Origin of the sequence: Stenotrophomonas africana, from assembly GCF_013004645.1 — a bacterium.
In the GTDB taxonomy this organism is placed as follows: Bacteria; Pseudomonadota; Gammaproteobacteria; order Xanthomonadales; family Xanthomonadaceae; genus Stenotrophomonas; species Stenotrophomonas africana.
In genome coordinates this window covers 131,729-153,205 of sequence record NZ_JABEME010000002.1, presented here as the reverse complement: position 1 = coordinate 153,205, position 21,477 = coordinate 131,729, and the positions used below count along the sequence as shown (strand labels likewise).

The following is a 21,477-nucleotide window of genomic DNA, read 5'->3' as shown; positions in this document are numbered from 1 at the left end:
TCAGTCCTCGCCGGCCAGCACCGCCGCGCCCTGGCGCAGCGACTGGTAGATCTCGTCGGTCTGAGGACGCACGCCATGCCACTGCAGGAAGCTCTCGGCCGCCTGTTCGACCAGCATGCCCAGGCCATCCACGGTATTGCGGCAGTTCGCCGCGCGCGCCCAGGCCAGGAAAGCGATGGCGGCCTCGCCGTAGTTCAGGTCGACCGCGGTGGTCATTGAATTGACCAGCGACAACGGCAGCTTGAACTCAACGGCGCGGTCGCGGCCGGCCGAGGTGGCATTGACGATCAGCTCGAAGTCGCCCAGGTCACGCAGGTCTTCCCAGTAGCGGCTGATCGCGCGGCCCGGTTCGCCCATCGCGTCGATCAGTTCATCGGCGCGTTCCGGCGTGCGGTTGACCACCACCAGTTCGGTGATGCCGGCATCAAGGAAGGCCGGGGCAACGCTGCGCGCGGAGCCACCGGCACCGATCAGCAGCATGCGGCGGCCGCGCAGGTCCAGGCCATGGCGGTCGGTCAGGTCACGCACCAGGCCGATGCCATCGGTGGTATCGCCATGCCAGCGTTCGCCCTTGCGCAGCAGCGTGTTGACCGAGCCGGCACGGCGCGCACGTGCGGTCAGGGTGGTGCACACCGAGAACGCGGCTTCCTTGTGCGGCGAGGTGATGTTGGCGCCGACACCGCCGTCGGCGGCGAAGGCTTCCAGGCCGGCCAGGAACGCATCCGGGGCCAGGTCGATCGCACGGTAGTCGATGCTGATGCCTTCCTGGCGACCGAACGTCGCGTGGATCTGCGGCGACTTCGAGTGAGCAACGGGGTGTCCGAAGACGGCGTAACGGTCGGTCATGGAATCCTCAAGCTGGCTAGACTGATGCTCTTTCGTGCACGGACCCGGATGATGCGCATCACCCCGCCCCTGCTGGTGCTTGCCGCCAGTCTACTCTCTGCCCCCGTGGCGATGGCGTTGAACGAGTACGGCATCGAAGGCATGGGCGTGGTCTCGACCCGTGCCGACGAGGGCCGCGCCACGATCAGCGCCGATGGCCAGCGCATCGTTTTCGCCCGCCGCGGCGAAGATGATTGGGGCCTGTGGGAGGCGCGCGTGGTCGACGGCCGATGGCAGCAGGCGCAGGCACTGCCGGTAGGCGTGGCCGGGGAAGCCCGCGATCCCTACTTCAGCCGTGACGGCCGCTGGCTGCTGTTCGCGGCCGGCCGCGAGGGCAAGCTGGCGCTGTACCGGGCCGCAGTGGAAGCCGATGGTCGGCTGGGCCCGGCGCAGCCGATGGCGGGGGACGGCGGTCGCCGGGAAGAGCGCGGGCCGGCCCTGAGCACGGATGGCCAGCGGCTGTTGTTTGCGCGCCAGCAGGGCCGCGGCGCCGGCTGGGACCTGTTCGTGGCGCCGCTGGACGCGCAGGGCGTGCGTGGCCCGGCCACCGCACTGACCGCGTTGAACAGCGCCGACGATGAGACCGACGGCGACTGGCTGGGCAACGACGGCGCGGTGGTGTTCAGCCGCGGCAGCGGCGCGAGCGCACAGGTGTGGAGCAGCGGTTGTGCGTGGACTGGCGCGTCGCTGCAGCCATTGGGGCTGTCGTTCAACCAGACCGGCGGCTGGACCGGCGCGCCGGTGATCGACAACGCCAAGCCGGGCGAGATGATGGTCGCCAGCAGCGCAGCAAAGGCGCCGCGTGCCGGTGGCGTGGACGTGTACCGGTTGGCCGTGCCGAAGGTGGCGGCGGCGGCCGGGTGCGTGCCGGGCGCGCGGTAACGGCAGGTGCCAACCAAGGTTGGCGACTACCAGGGCGATGGATGCGCCGGATGCGTGCGGTAGATCCACGCCATGCGTGGATGATCGTTGGTAGATGCCAACCTTGGTTGGCATGCAGGAAAGTGCCAACCTTGGCTGGCACCCACCCGTCAGCGCGACAATACCTTGGCGCGCAACTGCTCGTACTCCACTTCGCTCAACTGGCCGTTGTCCTTGCGCTGGTTCAGCGCGGCCAGTTCGGCCTGCACGCTGTCCGGCAGGGCCTGCTCACGGGCCACGTGGCGGGCGGCGGAGAGCTGCTCCGGCGGGCGCTTGCCAGCCCGCCAGGCGGCGATGAAGACACCGACGATGATGGCGCCGAACACCAGCGTGCCGGTGCCCCAGATCAGCCATTGCATCCATCCCAGTTCGGGTCCCATCGCGCAGTCCTCCGTCTATCGTGGCGCTATTGTCAGCGCTCGCGCAGCCATCGCGCCACCTGCGGCGCGAAATAGGTCAGCACGCCATCGGCACCGGCCCGCTTGAAGCCCAGCAGCGACTCCAGCACGCAGGCGCGCTCGTCCAGCCAGCCATTGGCGAAGGCGGCCTTCATCATCGCGTACTCGCCACTCACCTGATACGCGAAGGTCGGCACGCCGAATTTTTCCTTCACCCGGCGCACCAGGTCCAGGTAAGGCATGCCCGGCTTGACCATCACCATGTCGGCGCCCTCTTCCAGGTCCAGCGCGATCTCGCGCAGGGCCTCGTCGCCGTTGGCCGGGTCCATCTGGTAGGTCTTCTTGTCGGCCTTGCCGAGGCTGGCGGCGCTGCCCACCGCATCACGGAATGGGCCGTAGAACGCCGAGGCGTACTTGGCCGAGTACGCCATGATACGCACGTTTATGTGGTTGTCGGCATCCAGCGCACGGCGGATCGCGCCGATGCGGCCGTCCATCATGTCCGACGGCGAGACGATGTCGACACCGGCCTCGGCATGCGACACCGACTGCTTGACCAGTGCGTCGACGGTGATGTCGTTCAGCACATAGCCCTTGTCGTCGATGATGCCGTCCTGGCCGTGGGTGGTGTACGGGTCCAGCGCCACGTCGGTCATCACCCCCAGTTCCGGGAAGCGCGACTTCAGCGCGCGGATCGCACGCTGCGCCAGGCCGTCCTCGGCCCACGCCGCCGATGCATCCAGCGACTTCAGCGACGGGTCGATCACCGGGAACAGGTCGATTACCGGAATGCCCAGCTCCAGCGCCTCTTCGGCCACCTTCAGCAGTTCTTCGATCGACAGCCGCTCCACGCCCGGCATCGACGGTACTGCGGTGCGGCCAGCCAGTTCGTGCACGAACACCGGGTAGATCAGATCGTCGGTGGTCAGCGTGTTCTCGCGCATCAGGCGACGCGAGAACTCGTCGTGGCGCATGCGGCGCGGGCGGTAAAGCGGATGAGACATGGCAGGCTCCGAGGAGTGGCTATTGCAACAGGTAACCCTGCGGCAGCAGGGGTTCGGGCAAGGGGCGTTCGCCGAGCGCGTCGAGCTGGTCGATCTCGATCGTGCGCACCAGCGCGTCCAGCGGCAGGTCGTTCGGCTCCAGGCCGAACGGGTCTTCCATTTCTTCGCCCAGCTGGTCCAGGCCGAAGAAGGCATAGGCCAGCACCGCCGACAGCACCGGCGTGCCCCAACCCAGCGAACTGGCCAGGCCGAACGGCAGCAGCACGCAGAACATCCACGCGCAGCGGTGCAGCAGCAGGGTGTAGGCGAACGGCAGCGGCGTGGTGAGGATGCGCTCACAGCCGGCCTGGATCGACGACATCGCGTGCAGGCGCTCTTCCAGCTGGGTGTAGAGGATCGGGTCGAGCTCACCGGCGCGCAGCGCCTGGGCCAGCTCGGCGGCGATCATCGAGAGCAGCGCGTCGGGCACGTTCTCGCGCTGGCCCAGCTGTTCGCGCTGGCGCTTGTCCAGCCACGGCAGGGCCATCAGCGCCACGATGCGCCCGCGCAGGCGCCCGGCCAGCGCGTGGGCGAACGCGGTGGTGAGGTAGGCGATGCGGCGACGGCGGCCGGTGTCATCGGCCAGCAGCAGGTTCACCTGGCGGGCCAGCGAACGCGATTCGTAGACCAGCTGGCCCCACAGCTTGCGGCCTTCCCACCAGCGCTCGTAGCAGGCGCTGTTGCGGAAGCTGAGGAAGATCGACAGCACCAGGCCGAGCAGGGTGAACGGCGTGACCGACACGCGTTCAATGCCGGTCGGCGGCGCCAGTTCCACCACCGCAGCCACGGCGATGGACAGGATCAGGATGGCCAGCACCTTGGGTGCGATCGCTTTGACGATCGAACCGCGCAGGATGTACAGCAGTTGCCAGCCGTGGGGACGGGGTCGGATGATCATGGGGCAGCCGCGCCGGGCGCGGATTCACAGGCACGCGGGGGGCTCGCGCAGCCATTCATTGTACGCCCCTGCCCGGCCATGGACCGTGCGCCTGCGACGCCCTGTCGCACCCGGGCGTGGGCTCAGATGACGCCACCACCCAGGCCGAGGCGGAGGATGCCCACCACCACCACGATGCCGTTCAGGACCAGACCGGCCCAGGCCCGGCCACGCTTGCTCGGGTGGGTGAACAGGATGCCCAGCGCGGCGATGACCGCGCCCACCGCAGCGAACGGGATCAGGAACCAGTTGCCCCAGCCGAGCAGTGGAATCAGCGCCAGGATCATCCACAACAGCGCCAGTACGCCCCACAACAGACTGATCACACCCATGCCGCTCTCCCGCAGTTGGTTCCTGCCCCAACCATAGACGTTCCCGCTGCCGCCGCCTACTGCCATTGGCGGGGCTGTCACCCGCACCGTGCTAGCGTGCTGCCGTGCGAGCCCTGGCCCGGGTGTTGGCGCCGATTCAGAGTGGCCCGCCGATGATCGCAACCAGTCCTACAGGGGTCGTGCCATGAACATCCGTTGGGCCGCGTTGGCGGCCATCCTGCTGGTCGCCGCTGGCTGTGCCAGCACCTCCAAGGTGATGCTGGGCCACGCCCGCGCACCGATCGATCCGGCGCTGGTGCAGATCTATTCGACTCCGCCGGCCGGTTCCCAGGAAATCGCCCAGCTGGAATCGGCGTCCGCCGTCGGCTTCGGCACCCAGGGCCAGACCGATGCCGCCGTGGCACGCCTGAAGCGTGAGGCCGCCGCGCTCGGCGCCAATGGCGTGGTGTTGATGGGCGTGGGCAGCAGTGGCTCGCCGGTGGGCATGTCGGTCGGCGCCGGTTCGTTCGGGTCGCACGTCGGTGGCGGCGTCGGCATCGGTATTCCGACCACGCAGAAGCGCGCCGCCGGCGTCGCGATCTGGGTGCCGAATCCGGCACCGCCGGCGCGGTTGCCGACACAGGTGATCACCCCGCAGCGGTGACGCAGCAGCGTCACCGCGGGTAGTGCCGGCCGCTGGCCGGCACATCCCTGCAACGGCCAACACATCGCTCTGGTGGGTGCCAACCTTGGTTGGCACGAACCCACAGCGCCGACCAAGGTCGGCATCTACCAACACCGGTTGCCGGCCAGCGGCCGGCACTACCGGAGGGTGTTCAGCGCTTGTACTTCGGCACGAACACCTTGTTCACCGCGTCGGCCAGCTGGTCCGGCGGCAGCAGGCCCTGGTCGAGCAGGAAGTTGTTGAAGGCCAGGCGGTCGAACTTCGCACCCAGCGCCAGCTCGGTCTGCATGCGCAGTTCGAGGATGCGGGTGTAGCCATAGAAGTAGCTGCCCGCCTGGCCGGGCATGCGCACCATGTAGCGGTCCAGTTCCTGGGTGGCCATCGCCTTGGACAGGCCGACCTGCTCCATCAGCACGCGCTCGCCATTGGCGCGGTCGGTGAGGCCGAGGTTGAGCATCGGGTCCAGCATCGCGCGCGCGGCCCGCAGCAGGCGGAACTGCAGGGCGATCATCTGCCCGTCCAGCGGCTCGTACGGCACCATCTCGGCCTCGGCATACAGCGCCCAGCCTTCCACGTTCACCGAATTGAACGCGAACATGGTGCGCGCCAGCGAGATGCCACGCTCGACCATCGCGGTGAACTGCAGCTCGTGGCCGGGGCGGCCTTCATGCGCGCTCAGCGTCCACGCCGCCGCACCGAAGTTGAAATCGTCGTACTGTGCGCCCGGGCCCGCCGCCGGATTGCCCAGCGGCAGCACGAAGGTGCCCTGCTGCCCGGTGTTGTTGACCAGCGGCGCCGGCAGGAAATGCGGAGCCGGGCTGGCCGCGCTCTCGGCAGCCGAACCCAGGCGCATCTGCATGGCGCGCTTGGGCACGTCGACGATGGCGTGCTCGCGGATCAGCGGGTCGATCGCATCGATCACCTTGCGGTAGTGGCCTTCCAGATGATCGTCGGCAATCTTGTCGGCCTTCAGTGCGCGGATCACCGCCACCGGGTCGCTCGGGTCGGCCACTTTCAGGCCCTTGTCCTTCACCACCAGCGGCGCCAGCTGCTGCATCGCCGAGCGGGTTTCCATGAACTCCAGCTGCGCGCGCTGCATCAGCAGCTTCGGGTCGATGTCGATCCCGACCTGCTTGAGCTGGTAGGCGTACAGCGGCGCCGGCAGGCGTGCGTCGGCGCGCGCCTTCGGCAGCACGGTGGTGCGCGTCCAGCTGGCGTAGTCCTTCATCTGCCCGGCCAGTGCCTTCATCGCCTCATCGGCGCCGGCGATCTGGTACTTCTTCAGCAGCGACTCGATGCCGGTGATGTAGGTCTCGACGTTGTCCAGCGACTGCTGCACTTCGATCTTCGTCGGCTGCAGCAGGCTGCTGTCCTTCAGGCGTTCTTCGTAGCGCTGGCGGGCCAGCGTGGTGAAGGCGGTGCCGCCCTGCTGCAGGCCCGCATAGGCCTTGAGGCGGTCGAGCGCCTTGGCCCGGCGCTCGGCCGGCACCTGGTCGGACAGCAGCAGGTTGAGGCCGCTGAACACGGTCTGCGGCGCATCGCTCCACGGCAGCAGGTACTTCTCGTTGAGCTCGCTGCCTTCGATGTTCTGGCTGGCGGCGTGAATCATGATCTCAAGGTCCTGGCGGACATTGGGATCCTTCTCGGTGGCCAGCTTCGCCTTCAGTTCGTCGCGGGCCTTGGCCATCGCAGCGCGGTAGCGCTTGCCGTTGTCCGGACCGAGGTCAGCCACCTTGTCGTCGTAGCCGGGCACGCCGAAGAAGCCGGTCTCTTCCGGCTGGAACGGCCCCTGCGCATCCAGCAGGATCTGCGCCAGCGCATTGCTGCGGGCGACCCAGGCCGGGCTGGCCGGTGTGGCAGCCTTCGCAGCCGGCGCGGCCAGGGCCGGCGGGGCGGACAGCAGCGGGGCGGCAGTCAGGGCCAGGGCAACGGCGAGCGCAATCGGCTTCATGGGACACTCCAGCAAAGGGTTGCCCGCACCCTACGCGCTCACGGCGATGGCGACAATCGGCGGGAAGTCATGGCGGGCTGGTTGTGCAGCCGGCGCTCCGCGGAAGCCTGCCGGCGTAGGGTCGACTGTCAGTCGACTATCGCGCGCAGCGCGGAGGTTTCGCTATCTGATCGAAGAGCAGTCAACTGACAGTCGACTCTACCCAGCCGACGTCCCGCAGTCGCCTGCCCGCGGAGGTCACAACGCGGCGGTCAGCGGGCATTCGCCGCGTTCGCGGCAGGCCTGCAGCTCGCACTCCTGCGCGGCTTCATCATCATCCAGCGCCGTCAGGTCGAAGGTCTGCTTGTTCTCGCCCAGCACGTACATCACCGGGTAATCCCAAACGTCGTCACTGCGGGTGCCCTTCACGAACAGCCGACCGTGCGCGTGCGGACCCTCCAGGGCCACGGTCAGGCCGACATCGCGCTGGCCGTTGATCGCGGTCTGCATGCTGCCCAGTGGCATCGATTCAATATGCAGCGGCTCGCCGAAGGCTTCCACCAGTTCGATGCTGCAGCCCGCGCGACGCAGCGCTTCGCGCATCGGCGGGCTCTCGCGTGCCGCCTCGCTCCAGCGCAACACGCTCCAGGTCACCACGCCACCTGCACCGCCCAGCACCAGCACCACCGTCAACGGCATCGCCCAGCGCCAATGACGGCACCACCAACCGGCTGGCGTCTGTCGGTGGGCGGGAATCGGGGGTGGCAGGGTCATCGGCGGGCTCCTTCCCGGCTGCGGATCAGGGTTTCAGGCAACGTCCCAGGAAGGCTTCGGCCACGCGGTAGCGATGCAGGGCATCGGCACCGGACAGGCCATGCTTGGCACCCGGGTAGGTCATCAACTCGAACGGCTGCGCACGCTTCTGCAACGCGCTCATCAGGCTGGTTGAATTGGTGAACAGCACGTTGTCGTCGGCCATGCCGTGGATCAGCAGCAACGGCGAGCGCAGGCCGTCGATATGGGTCAGCACGCGCGCTTCGCGGTAACCCGCTTCATTGCGCGCCGGCAGATCCATGTAGCGTTCGGTGTAGTGGCTGTCGTACAGGCCCCAGTCGGTGACCGGCGCACCGGCCACGCCACAGGCGTACTGGTTCGAGGCCTTGGCCAGCAGCATCAGGGTCATGTAGCCACCGTTGGACCAGCCCTGCACACCGATGCGCGCCGGGTCCACCCACGGTTGCTGCTTCAGCCAGGTCACGCCGCGCAGCTGGTCGGTCACTTCCACCGTGCCCTGCTTGCCGTACAACGCGCCACCGAAGTCGCGGCCACGTCGCGGGGTGCCACGGTTGTCCAGCGAGAACACCACGTAGCCCTGCTGGGCCAGGTACTGGTTGAACAGGTGGTCGCCACGGCCGGGCCAGCTGTTGGTAACGGTCTGGCTGGCCGGACCGCCGTAGACGTACACGGCCACCGGGTAGCGCTTGGACGGATCGAAGCCGGCCGGCTTGATCAGGCTGTAGTTCAGCGGAGTCTTGCCATCGGCAGCCATCAACGTGCCGAACTCGACCGGGCGCTGCGCATCGCGGTAGCGCGCATACGGATGCTTGGGATCGGCCAGGTCGTTCTCGAGCAGGGTGGCGATCTTCTCGCCATTGGCGCGGAACAGTTCGATCTGCGGCGGCGTGGTGCTGTTGGACCAGCTGTCCACATAGACGCTTGCATTGCGGGCGAAGCTGGCGCTGTGCATGCCCGGTGCCTTCGACAGGCGCTGCGGCTCACCGCCCTGCAGCGATACCGCGTAGATCTGGCTTTCGCGCGAGGTCTCGATGCCAGCGCGGAAGTAGGCCTTGCCGGCCTTTTCATCGACCGCCAGCAGCTCGTCCACCGGCCAGTTGCCATGGGTCAACGCGGTGGTCTTGCCCTTGCTGTCGATGCGGTACAGGTGCTGGAAGCCGGTGCGCTCGGATGACCACAGCACGCTGCCGTCTTCAAGGAAGCGCAGGCTGTTGTGCAGCGGCACCCAGGTCGGGCTGGTCTCGTGGGCGAGCACGCGCTGGCGGTTGGAATCGAGCGCCACTTCCACCAGGTCCAGCTGCCTCTGGTCGCGCGACTGGCGCTGGAAGCTCAGGTGCTGCGCATCGCGCCAATCGACGCGGGCCAGATAGATGTCCTGTTCCTTGCCGAGGTCGACCCAACGCGGCTGCGCATCGGCGGCCGGTGCGATCACGCCCAGCTGCACGCGCACGTTGGCATCGCCGGCGGCCGGGTAACGCTGTTCGATCACGTCGGTGCAGTCTGCATAGACCTCGTAGCGCTTCTGCACCGGTACCGGGGATTCGTCGATGCGGGCAAAGGCAATCGCCGAATCGTCCGGCGCCCACCAGTAACCGGTGTGGCGATCCATTTCCTCGTCGGCGACGAACTCGGCCACGCCGTTGCCGATGGTGGTGCTGCCGTCGCGGGTCAGCTGCAGCTGCTGGCCACTGGCCAGGTCGATCACCCACAGGTTGCGGCCGCGGATGAAGCTGACGAAGCCGCCCTTGGGCGACAGCTTGGCGTCGGTGGCGAAGCCTTCACCGTGGGTCAGCTGGCGTACTGCGGCCTGGCCCTGCTGCTTGAGGTCGTACAGGTACAGCTCGCCGCCCAACGGGAACAGCAGGCGCTGCGCGTCCGGCGACCACTGGTAATCGACGATGCCGGTCATCGCGGCGATGCGCTGGCGTTCGCGGCGTGCCTTTTCCTCATCGCTGAGGGTCTCGGTGCCGGGCAGCACTACCTTGGAATCGACCAGCAGGCGGGTCTGACCGCTGCCGATGTCGTAGGTCCACAGGTCCAGCTGGTTGCGGTCGCTGTCCTTGCCGCGCAGGAAACTGACCTGCGAACCGTCCGGCGCCACCTTCGGCTTCATCAGGGTCGGGCCGGACAACGGCAGCGGGCCGGTGATGGCTTCCAGGGTCAGCTTTTCAGCGTGGGCGGCGGTTGTGGTGGCGAGCATGAGGGCGAGCGAAGCGAACAGGTGGCGCATGGAGGATCCCGGCAAACGGCAGGTCCACCCCGGCTCGGAGCACGGGGTGGTCGTTCCCCATCCTAACCAAGCCCGTGCAGGAAGGCAGCATGACCTTCTGCCCATACGCGGTGCCGACCGACGGTCGGCACCCATCTTCAGCTGCCCGGGTCAACGCTGGCCGAACAGGTGCCTGCGCTCTTCGTCGCTGAGCGGCTTGCCGGCGTTCGGGTTCACCTGCTGGCGCAGGGCATAGGCGCGCTGGGTGGCCGGGCGCGCGGCAATCGTCTCGTGCCAGCGCTTGAGGTTCGGGAAGGAAGCGAAGTCCACCGGCAGCTTGTCGTAGGCGCCGACCCACGGGTAGCTGGCCATGTCGGCGATGGTGTATTCGTCACCGGCCAGGAAGGCATGCTGGGTCAGACGCTTGTCCATCACGCCGTGCAGCCGGCGCACTTCGTTGTCGTAGCGCTCGATGGCATACGGGATCTTCTCCGGCGCGTAGACGTTGAAGTGGCCCATCTGGCCGCTCATGGGACCCAGACCGGCCATCTGCCAGAACAGCCATTCCAGGGTGGTGACGCGGCCGCGCGGGTCGCTGGGCAGGAACTGGCCGGTCTTTTCGGCCAGGTACAGCAGGATCGCGCCAGACTCGAACACGCTCTGCGGGGCGCCGCCATCGGCCGGGGCATGGTCGACGATGGCCGGCATCTTGTTGTTGGGGGAGATGGCGAGGAATTCCGGCTTGAACTGGTCGCCCGAGCCGATGTTGACCGGGTGGATGCGGTAGTCCAGGCCGGTCTCCTCCAGCAGCAGGGTCACTTTGTGGCCGTTCGGGGTGGGCCAGTAATACAGGTCGATCATGGCGTCGGCTCGGGGTGCGGAAAGGAACCTGAAGTCTAGTGCGTGAGTTGGGTTGGCACCGTCATGGCAGGCCGGTAACCTCGCCTCTCCCCCGCAACGCAGCATCCCTCGCATGAGTGCAAACCGCCCGCCGCTCTCCCCCTTGTCCACGCTGATCTTCGCCTCGCGCTGGCTGCAGCTGCCGCTGTACCTGGGCCTGATCGTGGCGCAGTGCGTCTATGTGTTCCTGTTCGGCAAGGAACTGTGGCACCTGATCTCGCATTCGGTGTCGATGGGCGAGCAGCAGATCATGCTGATCGTGCTGGGCCTGATCGACGTGGTGATGATCTCCAACCTGCTGGTGATGGTGATCGTCGGTGGCTACGAAACCTTCGTCTCGCGCCTGCGCCTGGAAGGCCACCCGGACCAGCCGGAGTGGCTGAGCCACGTCAATGCCAGCGTGCTGAAGGTGAAGCTGGCGATGGCGATCATCGGCATCTCCTCGATCCACCTGCTGAAGACTTTCATCGCCAGCGGTGCGCTGGGCGGTATTCCGCTGTGCACGCCGGAGCAGATGAGCGTGGCCGCGGCCAACATCGGTGTCGCCCGCTGCTCGATGCTGACCCAGGACGGCGTGCTGTGGCAGACCATCATCCACTGCGTGTTCATCCTGTCGGCGATCGGCATTGCCTGGACCGACAAGCTGATGTCCAACAGCCACAGCAGGTCGCACGACAAGGCGCACGACCACTGAGGTCGGCGCCACCAGCGGCTTGACCGCCGCTGCCCCGTCCCGGCCCCTGCCCCTTGTACGCGGCGGTGGCCGGGATGCTAGATTGCACCCTCGCCGTTGCCGGCGGTGGCGTCGGGAAACGTCACCCTGCCGCGCCCGGACCGCAGGTCCCGGCCATGCGTATCAATGATTTACGTCACGTCGTCTTCTAGAGGGGAGCAGGATGTCGCACGTCTCAACGATCACCGCCGCGCGCCGGTGGCTGCCGGTTGCCCTGGCACTGGCACTGGCCGCCTGCTCGGGCAAGGAAGAAACCGCAGCACCGGCCCCGGCCGCCGCACCCACCGCCGCTGCACCGGCCGCACCGGTGGTCGCCGCCAAGGTGCAGTCGATGGGCACCGAGCAGCTGCGTGAGTCGGCCAGCCAGGCCCTGCGCGAGAACCGCATGTACGCGCCGGCCGGCGACAACGCCATCGAGTACTACCTCGCCCTGCGCGACAAGACCCCGGACGACGCCTCGGTGAAGAGCGCGCTGACCGACCTGCTGCCCTACACCCTGATCGCCGCCGAACAGCACCTGGGCCGCGAGGACTACACCGAAGCGCAGCGCCTGGTGGCACTGATCGAGAAGGTGGATGCCTCCGCGCCGGCGCTGCCGCGCCTGAAGGATGGCCTGGCCAAGGGCGTGCAGAACGCGGCCAAGCGCACCGAAGCCGAAGCCGAGAAGGCGAAGAAGGACGCCGAGGACCGCAGCAAGCAGCAGACCGAGCAGCAGCGCCTGACCGAGCAGCGCGCCAAGGAAGCCGACGCCGCCAAGCAGATTGCCGCGCAGCAGGATGCCGCGCGCCGCGACAACGAGCGCCAGGAGGCCGAGCGCCAGGCCGCCGCCCGTCGTGAGGCCGAGCAGAAGCAGCAGCAGGCCGCCGCGCAGCAGGCCAGCGCCGCACGCCAGGCCGCCGCACCCGCAGCGCCCACCCTGCGCCCGGTCAGCACACCGGCGCCGCGCTATCCGGGCGAAGCCCTGCGTTCGGGAACCTCCGGCGAAGTACTGGTGGAGATCACCGTCGGCACTGACGGCTCGGTGGTGAACGCTCGCGTGCTGCGCGCGACGCCGGGACGCGTGTTCGACCGTGAAGCCCTGAACGCGGTCAAGCGCTGGCGCTTCGAGCCGGTCAGCGCGCCGGTGACCACCCGCCGTACGCTGGTGTTCGCGCCGGGCAACAACTGAACGAAAAAGGGGACGGAGGGGATTAAGTCGTTTCTGCCCCTGCAATGACGCCAAGGCCCGGCATGTCCGGGCCTTGTCCGTTTCAGGCCGCTCCATCGATCAGGCGTTGCAGTGCCGGATCACGCGCTGTCAGCACCTGGAACAGACCCAACGCATGCAGGCCCGGCAGCAGCGCACGCAGGTCGGCTTCGGCAGTGACACGGGTGGCGGGATCGCTGGCCGGATCCTGCCAGTCACGAACGCTGGCGAGGAAAGCACCCACACTGCCCTTGCGCACGGTGAGGCCGTTCACCTGCACGTCGTTCTGATGGTCGGGAAGAATGTCCTGTGGCTGCATGGGGAAGCGCTCCGTTAAGTGGGCTCCAGTGTCGGGGCACGGACGCGACGCTTCTGCCGTATAACTGCCAATGGATATGGCAGATCAGACAACTCCTCCATTGCTCGACCCCACGTTGGCCGATGCCGCCGATGGGCCGATGGTGCTGGCGGCCCGGCTGCACCAGCTCGGCAAGCGTCGCACGGCCCGCCACCGGCATGCCCGTGGGCAGCTGCTGGGTGCGCATCAGGGGCTGCTGCGGATCGCCGCCGACGACCTGCACTGGCTGCTGCCCGCAGGTCACGTCGCCTGGATACCGCCATTGCTACCCCACGCACTGCTGGGCGCAGACGGGTTCGATGGCTGGAGCCTGTACTTCAACGCCGAGGCCTGCCTGGGTCTGCCCACCACACCGCGCATTTTCCAGCCCGATGCACTGCTGCAGGCGGCAACAACACGTGCGCTGCGGTGGCCCCACCCGCCACTGGATGCTGCGCAGGCACGACTGGCCGGTGTGATCGCCGATGAGATTGCCGCCAGCACGCCCCTGCCGCTTGCCCTGCCACAACCGCGTGACCGGCGACTGCAGAAGATCGCTTCGGTGCTGGCGCGTTGGCCGGACGACCTGCGCAATGTCGAGGCGTGGGCGGCCACCAGCGGGCTGTCCAGCCGCAGTCTCGCCCGCCGTTGGCAGGCCGAAACAGGCATGACCTTGAGCCAGTGGCGGCAGCGCCTGCGCGTACTGCTGGCGCTGCCACGCCTGCTGGCGGGCGAGCCGGTGATCAGCGTCGCCCTGTCGATGGGCTACGAGACGCCCAGTTCCTTCATCAACGTGTTCAAGCGTGAGATGGGGGTGACGCCTGCGCGGTATGGAAAAGGGCTGACGCATTCGGCACTTCCGCCGCCTTTCCGCACCTCCTAAGCTCGCTGTCGATCTCAAGGGAAGAACAGATGAAGTACGACGACGCCAGCTGGCATTCCGGCGGTGATTTCCCCACGGATCTTCCTGCAGAGGCTGGGGCTACTCACATTGGCATGTACCTGGCGTGGCTGCTGCTACAGGGAATGGCAAGCGCGGAACTGGCAGAAGACGCAGTAGAAGACCTGCAAGCGCTGCTGGAACGCAGAACGACGCCAGGCCTGTTCCTGCTGGAGTGCAGCGACGGCAAATTCGTCGACGATCTGATCAGTGATGAAGCCGACACGTTCACCGCTGCGTACTACGACCTCGAGAATGGCCAGTACCTGGATGACTATGAGGAACAGCTGGGCGCCAATGTCCCGGATCTGTACCACGTCGCTGATACCTGGGAGAACTTCGACCGGCTGGCACCGGTGGTCGCCCAGCGCTTCGCCGCTTGGCAGGCAACGCAGTCCTGAAATCAATGAGGCCCGGAGTAACCGGGCCTCGTTCGAAATCCGCCGGGTATGGCCCGGTGCCACCACCCGCGCTCAGCCAGAGATGGCCAGACGCTCGTTGTGATAACGGCGCACGGCGGCGAACCACAGCACGGCGGCCAGGCCGAGGCTGGCGCCGAGGTAGATGGCCCAGACCGCCGGTGTGATGGTCTCGTGGCGGATCACCTTCAGCAGCATCTGGTTCTGCGACAGGAACGGCACGGCGTACTGCCACAGCTGGCTCTTCACCGGGTAGGCAATCAGCGCATAGCCCGGCAGCATCGGCAGCAGCATCAACCAGGTCATGTGGCTCTGCGCTTCCTTCATGCTCTTGGCGGCTGCGGCCAGGAAGGTCAGCAGCGAGGTGCCGATCAGCAGCATCGGCAGCATCACCAGCAGCATCTGCACCATCGCCATGATGTTCATGTTGAGCTGGCGGCCGATGTTGCCGGGGGCGATCTGCGCGCTCACCTTGAACGCGGCCAGGGTCAACAGCAGCGACGCAAAGCCGACCATGCAGGCGGCGGCGATCTTGCCGCTGACAATGGCGCTGCGCGACCCCGGCGTGGCCAGCAGCGGCTCCAGCGACTGCCGCTCACGCTCGCCGGCGGTGGTGTCCATCACCAGGTAGGCACCCCCGAGGAACGAGGTGAGGGTCAGCAGGATCGGCAACAACGCTGACAGCATCAGGCCACGCTTGGCTTCGGCACTGGCCATGTCCTGGCTGGCCACGTCCAGTGGCCGTGCGACCTGGGCGTCGATGCCCCGCGCCATCAGCCGCAGCGCCCCCACCTGCCCGTTGTATGTGGCCAACGCCGCCTGCAGGCGCGCAGTGGGCACCTCGGCGGCGCGTCGTGTGCTGTCACTGATCACCTCCACCAGCGCCGGCTTGCCATCGGCCCAGTCCCTGCCGAAGTCCGGGCTGATACGCAGCGCCACGTCGATGTCCTGCGAACGGATGGCCTCGGCCAGGTCCTTCGGCGCAGCAGCGGCATTCAGGCCCTGGGCAGCCAGGAAGCGCACCAGGTTCGGCGCATGTTCGGCGCCGATGGTGGGAATCTGCAGGGGCTGCTCGATCTGCGTGCGCACGCGGCTTTCGGACAGCTTGCCCATGCCCAGGATCAGCAGCGGGTACAGCAGCGGCCCGAACAGCAGGGTCAGCGCCAGCGTACGGCGGTCGCGCGACAGGTCACGCAGCTCCTTGCGCATCACCGTCATAAGGGTCGACATCATGCTCATGCGTGCAGGCCCTCTTCGCTGCCGATCAGTTTCACGAACGCATCCTCCAGGTTGGATTCGCCGGACTGCGTGCGCAGTTCATCGGCGCTGCCGGCGGCCATCACCGTGCCTTTGGCGATGATCACGATGTGATCGCACAGCGCGGCCACCTCCTGCATGATGTGGCTGGACAGGATCACGCAGCGGCCCTCTTCGCGCAGACCCAGCAGGAAGCGGCGCAGTGCGCGCGTGGTCATCACGTCCAGGCCGTTGGTCGGTTCATCGAGAATGACGTTGCGCGGGTCGTGCACCAGCGCGCGGGCAATCGCGGTCTTGGTGCGCTGGCCCTGCGAGAAGCCATCGGTCTGGCGGTCGAGGATGTCACCCATGTCCAGCGCGTGCGACAGCACCTCGATGCGCTCGCGGATGCGCTCGGCCGAAAGTCCATGCAGTTCGCCGAAGTAAGCGATGTTCTCGCGCGCGGTCAGGCGCTTGTAGACGCCACGCGCATCGGGCAGCACGCCGAGATGGCGACGCACTTCCACCGGATTGCGCGCAGCGTCCACACCATCGACGCTGATGCTGCCCTGGTCGGGCGTCATCAGCGTGTACAGCATGCGCATGGTGGTGGTCTTGCCGGCGCCATTGGGCCCCAGCAGGCCGGTGATGCGACCATCCTCGGCGCGGAAGCCAACGTTGGCGACCGCCTGGATGCGGCCCGTGCGGGTGTCGAAGGCCTTGTGCAGGTTGTCGGCGACGATCATGGTTCCCATCCGTTGAACGAGGTGAACGCCGGCACGTAGCTCAGCGTGTCCAGGCAGCCGGCATCCAGCGCCCTGGCATCGGTCGTGTCGATGAACTGGCCGAGCAGGCGCGGCATGCAACCGGCGGTCAGTGTGCCGTGGCCCTGGCCGCGGGCGACCAGCGCGCGTCCATTGGGCAGGCCCTTGAGGACCTGCTCGGCATAGCGCGGCGGGGTCACCGGGTCCAGTTCACCAGACAACAGCAGCGCCGGTACGTCACTGCGCAGCGGCACGGCATTGGCTGCCGGTGCCGGCCGGTGCGGCCATGCCGGGCAGGCGGCAAAGAAGGAACTTGCCACGTCGTTGCCGAACAGGCGCCCGGGATCCTCGGCCGGCGCCTGGTAGCGCGGCGCATCTTCGCTGCAGATCACCGACCAATGCATGCCACGGTTGATCTGGAAATCCATGCTGCGGTTCGCACCGCGCGCCAGCGAGGCGAGCGGTGCGTAGCGGCCGTGCGCGGCTTCATCAAGAACCAGCGGCAGCAATGAGGCGTATTGGGGTACATAGGAAAACGCAAAAGCCAGGCCCACAACGCTGTCCGGTGTCAGCACATCCTTCCGGGTGTCGTAGGTGCCGGGATCGCGATACTCGACCGGAACCGGTGCACGGCGCAGGGTCTCGACCACGCTGCGCAGCTGCGCACGGGTATCGGTCGGGAAGCGCTTGCTGCAGGCAGCGTCCTTGCGGCACTGCGCCGACTGCAGGGCGATCGCATCTTCGAACGTCCTGGCGAAATCGCCGCCCACCACCAGCTCATTCGGCACCACGCCATCGATGACGATGCTGCGGGTGTGCTGTGGATAGGTACCCGCATAGCGCTGGGCCACGCGGGTACCGTAGGACGCACCGATCAGATTGACCCGATCCACGCCCAAGGCCTGGCGGACCGCGTCCAGGTCGGCAATGGCTTCGGTGGTGGTGTAGAAACGTGCGTCCGCACGTCCCTGCAGGGAAGCCGCGCATCGCTGGGCATAGTCGCGCAGCAAGGCTTCGGAGGGCGCCGCGTCCTCGTCCATCGGCAGTTCCTTTCCGTCCGCGCCGAGGCAGCTGAGCGGGTTGGAGCCGCCGGTGCCGCGCTGGTCGACCAGGAAGATGTCCCGCTGCTTGCGCACCTGGCGCAGCGCGGTATCGACAATGACGGCCACTTCGCTGGCGGCCTGGCCGGGGCCACCGGCCAGGAAGAACACCGGGTCGGGCTGGCTGGAGCCGCTGCTGCCCGACTCCAGCCAGGCGATGCGCAGGCCGATGCGCCGGCCAGCGGGCTGGGCCCGGTCCTCCGGCACCTGCAGGGTGGCGCACTGCGCTTCCACGTTGGCACTGGCACCTACCGTGGACAGCGTGCAGGGCTGGAAGTCGATCGTGCCGAAACGGCGGCTGGGTGCATCGCTGGCGCCTTCGGCGCCGGGTGACGGTGACTGGCTGCAACCGGCAAGCATCAGGCTGGCCAACACTGCGGCCAACGCGAGGTGGTGTCTTTGCATCGTGCTCGTTTCCCCTGGAGGACGTTCCTGGCAACCACGACGGGCTGCCGCGGAAGATGTGACTCAACTTACACGGGCACGGCGTCGTCGGCGATGGGCAGACGCGAAATCTCCGCCGGCGTAGCGCAGGTCAGGCGATCGCGGCCCGCGGCCTTGGCCCGGTACAGCGCCGTGTCCGCCGCTGCCAGCAGCGTGGACAGCTCGCCCTGGCCGTCGTCCATCGCCAGGCCGATGCTGGCAGTGAACGTCACCGGCCCGGTGGCCAGCCGCGCCGGCTTCTGCTGCAGGGCGGTACGGATCGTCGCAGCCCGCGCCATCGCTTCAGCCTGTGTGCTTCCGGCCAGAACCAGCACGAACTCCTCGCCACCATAGCGGCCCAGCAACGTGTCACGGCCCTGCAAACCGTGCTGCAGCAACGCAGCGAAGTGGCGCAGTACCTCGTCTCCGGCCAGATGGCCCCAGCGGTCGTTGATCTGCTTGAAGTGATCGACGTCGATCAGCAGCAGGGCCAGTGGCCGGCCCTGCCGGCGCAGCCGCTGCAACTGCACCTGGCCATCGGCCAGCACCGCGCTGCGGTTGAGCAGCCCGGTCAGGCCGTCTGTGCGCGCCGCACGCCGCAGATCGACCAGCATGCGTTCGACCAGCAGCAGCACCATCGCAAAGCATCGCGCCAGTTCCAGCATCACACCGGCAATGTAGGTGACGAACATCGGCGTGCCGGTGCGCATGATGTCCTCACCGGCATCGGGTGCCACCGGCAGGAACAGGCGCACCGCGTACAGAGCCGCCTCCGCCAGGAACACCACCGCCGCCAGACGGCAGCTGGTGCGCTGCTGCACGGGGGCATGCCGCAGCAGCAGCCACGCGATCCAGCCATCAACCAGCAGCGTGAACACACTGAACACCTGCAGGCGCACGCCCAGGTCCGGCCACAGCACCAGGAAGGCGAAGATGCAGGCCATGAACGCGGCCGCCATCAGCAACGGCCGCCACAGCGGCAGCGGTTGTTCCAGATGCAGCGCCACGCCGCGGAGCATCAGCAGCGCGCAGCCGGCCATCGCCGCATTCCCGGCCAGTATGGCCGGCGCCAACGGCAGGTAGGGTCGCAGCGCCAGCAGGGTCACGCCCAGGGTCAGCAGCCACAGGCTGGCGGTCCACAGGCGCAGCACCGGTTGCCCGCGCAACACCACCAGCAACAACGAGAACCCCACGGCAATGCCGATGCAGAGCAGGAAGCCAAGCACGGTGAGGGTGGGGAAATCCAGGGACATGCGACGCTCATCGGCTGGGGCGGCGCGCGCATCTTAGCGCCTTGTGCTGCGATCCCCGTGGCGCTGCCTGGCCCGATGGAGATGCAGGGTCCGAAAACGGCGAGCACGGCGGCCGCCGCATGCGCAGAATCCTCGGAAAACCAAGGAGACGCCCATGCATGCGTGGTACCTCGGTGGCATCGACCACCGCCCGTTCCTGCACCTGTTCGAGAAGAGCGACACCGCGCTGGCCGCGCTGGGCATCCAGCGTCGCTGGGCCGGCGAAACAGGAGGACACCCCTGCCGGGTCAGCCTGAGCGACCCACCCAGTGGCAGCGAGCTGCTGCTGTTGTCCCATGTGCACCTGCCCCTGCACTCGCCGTATCACGCCTCGGGCCCGATCTTCGTACAGCGTGGCGTGACCCGTTGCGTGCTGCCGCCAGGCGAGGTGCCCCCGTATGTGCAGCGCCGGATGATCTCGTTGCGCGCCTATGACCAGGCTGCATTGATGCTGGCCGCCGAGATCAGTGCAGGCACGGATGTCGGCGCTCGGCTGGACGCGCTGTTTGCCGACCCTGCCGTGGCCTTCGTGCAGCTGCACAACGCGGCCCACGGCTGCTTCTCATGCCAAGCGGATCGCGTCGGCATGGCGCCGACATAGCCGGATCTCCACGACGTGATCGTTGCCACGCCGAACACGTGATCGCCAGCGCATCCGTTCAGTCCCACGTGAAGCCCGCGGGAAGGGCTTCACACCCACAGTCACGGATCAGCATTTCCATGGTTCCGCACCCGGCACCGCAACTCGATACTCGCCATGGTGCCGCCGAAAGTCCGCCGCGCAGCGCAACTCTGCGGTCACCGCTCTCTTTCGACGACCACAAGGAAGCGCCATGTCATTCCAATCCACACCGCTGCTGCTGGCTACTTCATTGGCCGCCGCTGGCCTGTTGCTGGCCGGCGATGCTTTTGCCCACGGCACCATGACCACGCCGGTCAGCCGCGTCTATGCCTGTTTCCAGGGCAATCCCGAGAACCCGACGAACCCGGCCTGTGCAGCCGCCAAGGCCGTCGGCGGATCGCAGGCGTTCTACGACTGGAACGGCATCAACCAGGCCAATGCCAACGGCAACCACCAGGCCGTGGTGCCCGACGGCAAGCTGTGCAGCGGCAACAACCCGACCTTCCGCGGCCTGGACGTGAACCGCAGTGACTGGCAGACCACGCCGATCCAGGCCGACGCCAATGGCAAGTTCACCTTCGTGTTCAAGGCGACCGCGCCGCACGCCACGCGCGACTGGCGCTTCTTCGTCACCCGCGACGGCTGGCAACCGGGCAGTCCGTTGCGTTGGGCCGACCTGCAGGAGTTCTGCACGCTGGGCAATACACCGCTCTCTGCCGATGGCACCTACAAGCTGCAGTGCACGCTGCCGCAGCGCACCGGCCAGCATGTGATCTACAACACCTGGCAGCGCTCGGATTCGACCGAAGCGTTCTACACCTGCATGGACGTACGCTTTGAAGGCGGCGGCGGTGGTACGACGCCGGCACCGCAATGGCAGGATGCCGGCCCGGTCACCGCCCGCGGTGAATTGCCGGTGGGTACGACGCTGGCACTGCGCGTGTTCAATGCCAACGGCAACGATGTCGAACGTGTGGAAGCGACGCTGGCCAGCGGCCAGACCTCGGCCGCGCAGTGGCCCTTGGCGCTGGCGCGCAAGGTCAATGCCAGTGCCCAGCATGCGCGCGTGGGCGTGCTTGCCAATGGCGTGATCACGCCGTCGGCGTCGGCCACCGACAATCGCGTGTACCTGAAGGACGGCAACCGCTTCCAGCTCGACACCAAGGTGCCGGACCCGGGTACGCCATCGCCGGGCGGTGATTTCGACCACGTGTACCCGACGGGCATCGGCAGCTATGTGCCGGGCCAGACCGTGGTGAAGAGCAGCGACGGCAAGCTGTATGCCTGCCGCCCGTTCCCGGAAGGTGCGTGGTGCAACGTCAATGCCGAGGCGTACCGCCCGGGTGTGGGTACGGCCTGGCGCGATGCGTGGGTGCCGTATTGAGATGCCATGCCGGGAACGGCGGAAGAA

22 protein-coding genes are annotated in these 21,477 nt (G+C 67.5%); 8 read left to right on the top strand and 14 right to left on the bottom strand.

Features of this window, described 5'->3' with window-relative positions:
* The gene (gene aroE, locus HLA98_RS04975) at positions 1-846 is read right to left on the bottom strand and encodes a shikimate dehydrogenase (protein WP_057501005.1); all 846 of its coding nucleotides are present in this window, start codon (positions 844-846) and stop codon (positions 1-3) included.
* A gap of 48 nt (positions 847-894) precedes the next feature.
* On the opposite strand from aroE, the gene HLA98_RS04970 reads away from it, so the two are divergent.
* Complete coding sequence (locus HLA98_RS04970) at positions 895-1,767, top strand: TolB family protein (protein ID WP_057501006.1); 873 nt, start codon at positions 895-897, stop codon at positions 1,765-1,767.
* Positions 1,768-1,916: 149 nt separating this feature from the next.
* On the opposite strand, the gene HLA98_RS04965 is transcribed toward HLA98_RS04970, so the two are convergent.
* The 4 genes from HLA98_RS04965 to HLA98_RS04950 form a co-directional block, all read right to left on the bottom strand.
* Positions 1,917-2,186 (bottom strand): SHOCT domain-containing protein, encoded by a 270-nt coding sequence (locus tag HLA98_RS04965; protein WP_049445080.1) that lies wholly within the window; start codon positions 2,184-2,186, stop codon positions 1,917-1,919.
* Between the two features lie 32 nt (positions 2,187-2,218).
* Entirely contained in the window at positions 2,219-3,208 is a 990-nt protein-coding gene (gene hemB / locus HLA98_RS04960; protein ID WP_057501007.1) for a porphobilinogen synthase, read from the bottom strand.
* A 19-nt stretch (positions 3,209-3,227) separates the two neighbouring features.
* Complete coding sequence (locus HLA98_RS04955) at positions 3,228-4,145, bottom strand: bestrophin family protein (protein ID WP_049445081.1); 918 nt, start codon at positions 4,143-4,145, stop codon at positions 3,228-3,230.
* 122 nt (positions 4,146-4,267) lie between these two features.
* Complete coding sequence (locus tag HLA98_RS04950) at positions 4,268-4,516, bottom strand: hypothetical protein (protein WP_006475755.1); 249 nt, start codon at positions 4,514-4,516, stop codon at positions 4,268-4,270.
* A gap of 184 nt (positions 4,517-4,700) precedes the next feature.
* Between HLA98_RS04950 and HLA98_RS04945 the strand changes: the two genes are divergently transcribed.
* The gene (locus HLA98_RS04945; RefSeq protein WP_049445084.1) at positions 4,701-5,159 is read left to right on the top strand and encodes a hypothetical protein; all 459 of its coding nucleotides are present in this window, start codon (positions 4,701-4,703) and stop codon (positions 5,157-5,159) included.
* 172 nt (positions 5,160-5,331) lie between these two features.
* Here the strand turns inward: HLA98_RS04945 and HLA98_RS04940 are convergent, their stop codons facing one another.
* The 4 genes from HLA98_RS04940 to HLA98_RS04925 all read right to left on the bottom strand — a co-directional run bounded on the left by HLA98_RS04940 (position 5,332) and on the right by HLA98_RS04925 (position 10,975).
* On the bottom strand, positions 5,332-7,131 hold the full coding sequence (locus tag HLA98_RS04940; RefSeq protein ID WP_057501008.1) for a DUF885 domain-containing protein: 1,800 nt from the start codon (positions 7,129-7,131) through the stop codon (positions 5,332-5,334).
* Positions 7,132-7,368: 237 nt separating this feature from the next.
* Positions 7,369-7,884: a cytochrome c oxidase assembly factor Coa1 family protein gene (locus HLA98_RS04935; RefSeq protein WP_049445087.1), complete on the bottom strand. Its 516-nt coding sequence runs from the start codon at positions 7,882-7,884 to the stop codon at positions 7,369-7,371.
* A gap of 25 nt (positions 7,885-7,909) precedes the next feature.
* Positions 7,910-10,135 carry a dipeptidyl aminopeptidase 4 gene (locus HLA98_RS04930; RefSeq protein WP_057501009.1) on the bottom strand — a complete coding sequence of 742 codons (2,226 nt, stop codon included), beginning with the start codon at positions 10,133-10,135 and terminating at the stop codon, positions 7,910-7,912.
* 150 nt (positions 10,136-10,285) lie between these two features.
* Positions 10,286-10,975 (bottom strand): glutathione binding-like protein, encoded by a 690-nt coding sequence (locus HLA98_RS04925; protein WP_057501010.1) that lies wholly within the window; start codon positions 10,973-10,975, stop codon positions 10,286-10,288.
* Between the two features lie 112 nt (positions 10,976-11,087).
* Here HLA98_RS04925 and HLA98_RS04920 point away from each other — a divergent pair, with 112 nt between their 5' ends.
* Together HLA98_RS04920 and HLA98_RS04915 are read left to right on the top strand one after the other, a co-directional pair.
* A complete protein-coding gene (locus HLA98_RS04920) occupies positions 11,088-11,708 on the top strand; it encodes a TIGR00645 family protein (protein WP_012481561.1) in 621 nt (206 codons plus the stop codon).
* 202 nt (positions 11,709-11,910) lie between these two features.
* Positions 11,911-12,915, top strand: coding sequence for an energy transducer TonB (locus tag HLA98_RS04915; RefSeq protein WP_049445093.1), 1,005 nt, complete (start codon positions 11,911-11,913; stop codon positions 12,913-12,915).
* Positions 12,916-12,997: 82 nt separating this feature from the next.
* Here the strand turns inward: HLA98_RS04915 and HLA98_RS04910 are convergent, their stop codons facing one another.
* Positions 12,998-13,252, bottom strand: a complete 255-nt coding sequence (locus tag HLA98_RS04910; protein WP_057501011.1) for a hypothetical protein — start codon at positions 13,250-13,252, stop codon at positions 12,998-13,000.
* 76 nt (positions 13,253-13,328) lie between these two features.
* On the opposite strand from HLA98_RS04910, the gene HLA98_RS04905 reads away from it, so the two are divergent.
* Both HLA98_RS04905 and HLA98_RS04900 read left to right on the top strand, forming a co-directional pair.
* Positions 13,329-14,153 (top strand): helix-turn-helix domain-containing protein, encoded by an 825-nt coding sequence (locus tag HLA98_RS04905; RefSeq protein ID WP_057501012.1) that lies wholly within the window; start codon positions 13,329-13,331, stop codon positions 14,151-14,153.
* Positions 14,154-14,182: 29 nt separating this feature from the next.
* Positions 14,183-14,611 carry a DUF7832 domain-containing protein gene (locus HLA98_RS04900; protein ID WP_057501013.1) on the top strand — a complete coding sequence of 143 codons (429 nt, stop codon included), beginning with the start codon at positions 14,183-14,185 and terminating at the stop codon, positions 14,609-14,611.
* Positions 14,612-14,683: 72 nt separating this feature from the next.
* On the opposite strand, the gene HLA98_RS04895 is transcribed toward HLA98_RS04900, so the two are convergent.
* From HLA98_RS04895 to HLA98_RS04880, 4 genes are all read right to left on the bottom strand, one after another.
* Positions 14,684-15,868 carry an ABC transporter permease gene (locus HLA98_RS04895; protein ID WP_032967061.1) on the bottom strand — a complete coding sequence of 395 codons (1,185 nt, stop codon included), beginning with the start codon at positions 15,866-15,868 and terminating at the stop codon, positions 14,684-14,686.
* Positions 15,865-16,611 (bottom strand): ABC transporter ATP-binding protein, encoded by a 747-nt coding sequence (locus HLA98_RS04890; protein ID WP_049445108.1) that lies wholly within the window; start codon positions 16,609-16,611, stop codon positions 15,865-15,867. Before HLA98_RS04890 ends, HLA98_RS04895 begins: the two co-directional genes overlap by 4 nt.
* Complete coding sequence (locus HLA98_RS04885) at positions 16,608-18,134, bottom strand: alpha/beta hydrolase (RefSeq protein ID WP_057501014.1); 1,527 nt, start codon at positions 18,132-18,134, stop codon at positions 16,608-16,610. Before HLA98_RS04885 ends, HLA98_RS04890 begins: the two co-directional genes overlap by 4 nt.
* A 68-nt stretch (positions 18,135-18,202) precedes the next feature.
* Complete coding sequence (locus HLA98_RS04880; RefSeq protein WP_057501015.1) at positions 18,203-19,405, bottom strand: GGDEF domain-containing protein; 1,203 nt, start codon at positions 19,403-19,405, stop codon at positions 18,203-18,205.
* A 154-nt stretch (positions 19,406-19,559) separates the two neighbouring features.
* On the opposite strand from HLA98_RS04880, the gene HLA98_RS04875 reads away from it, so the two are divergent.
* Positions 19,560-20,045 carry a DUF1203 domain-containing protein gene (locus tag HLA98_RS04875; RefSeq protein WP_049445117.1) on the top strand — a complete coding sequence of 162 codons (486 nt, stop codon included), beginning with the start codon at positions 19,560-19,562 and terminating at the stop codon, positions 20,043-20,045.
* A 232-nt stretch (positions 20,046-20,277) separates the two neighbouring features.
* Positions 20,278-21,450 carry a lytic polysaccharide monooxygenase gene (locus HLA98_RS04870; RefSeq protein ID WP_057501016.1) on the top strand — a complete coding sequence of 391 codons (1,173 nt, stop codon included), beginning with the start codon at positions 20,278-20,280 and terminating at the stop codon, positions 21,448-21,450.
* The last annotated feature ends 27 nt before the right edge of the window (positions 21,451-21,477 follow it).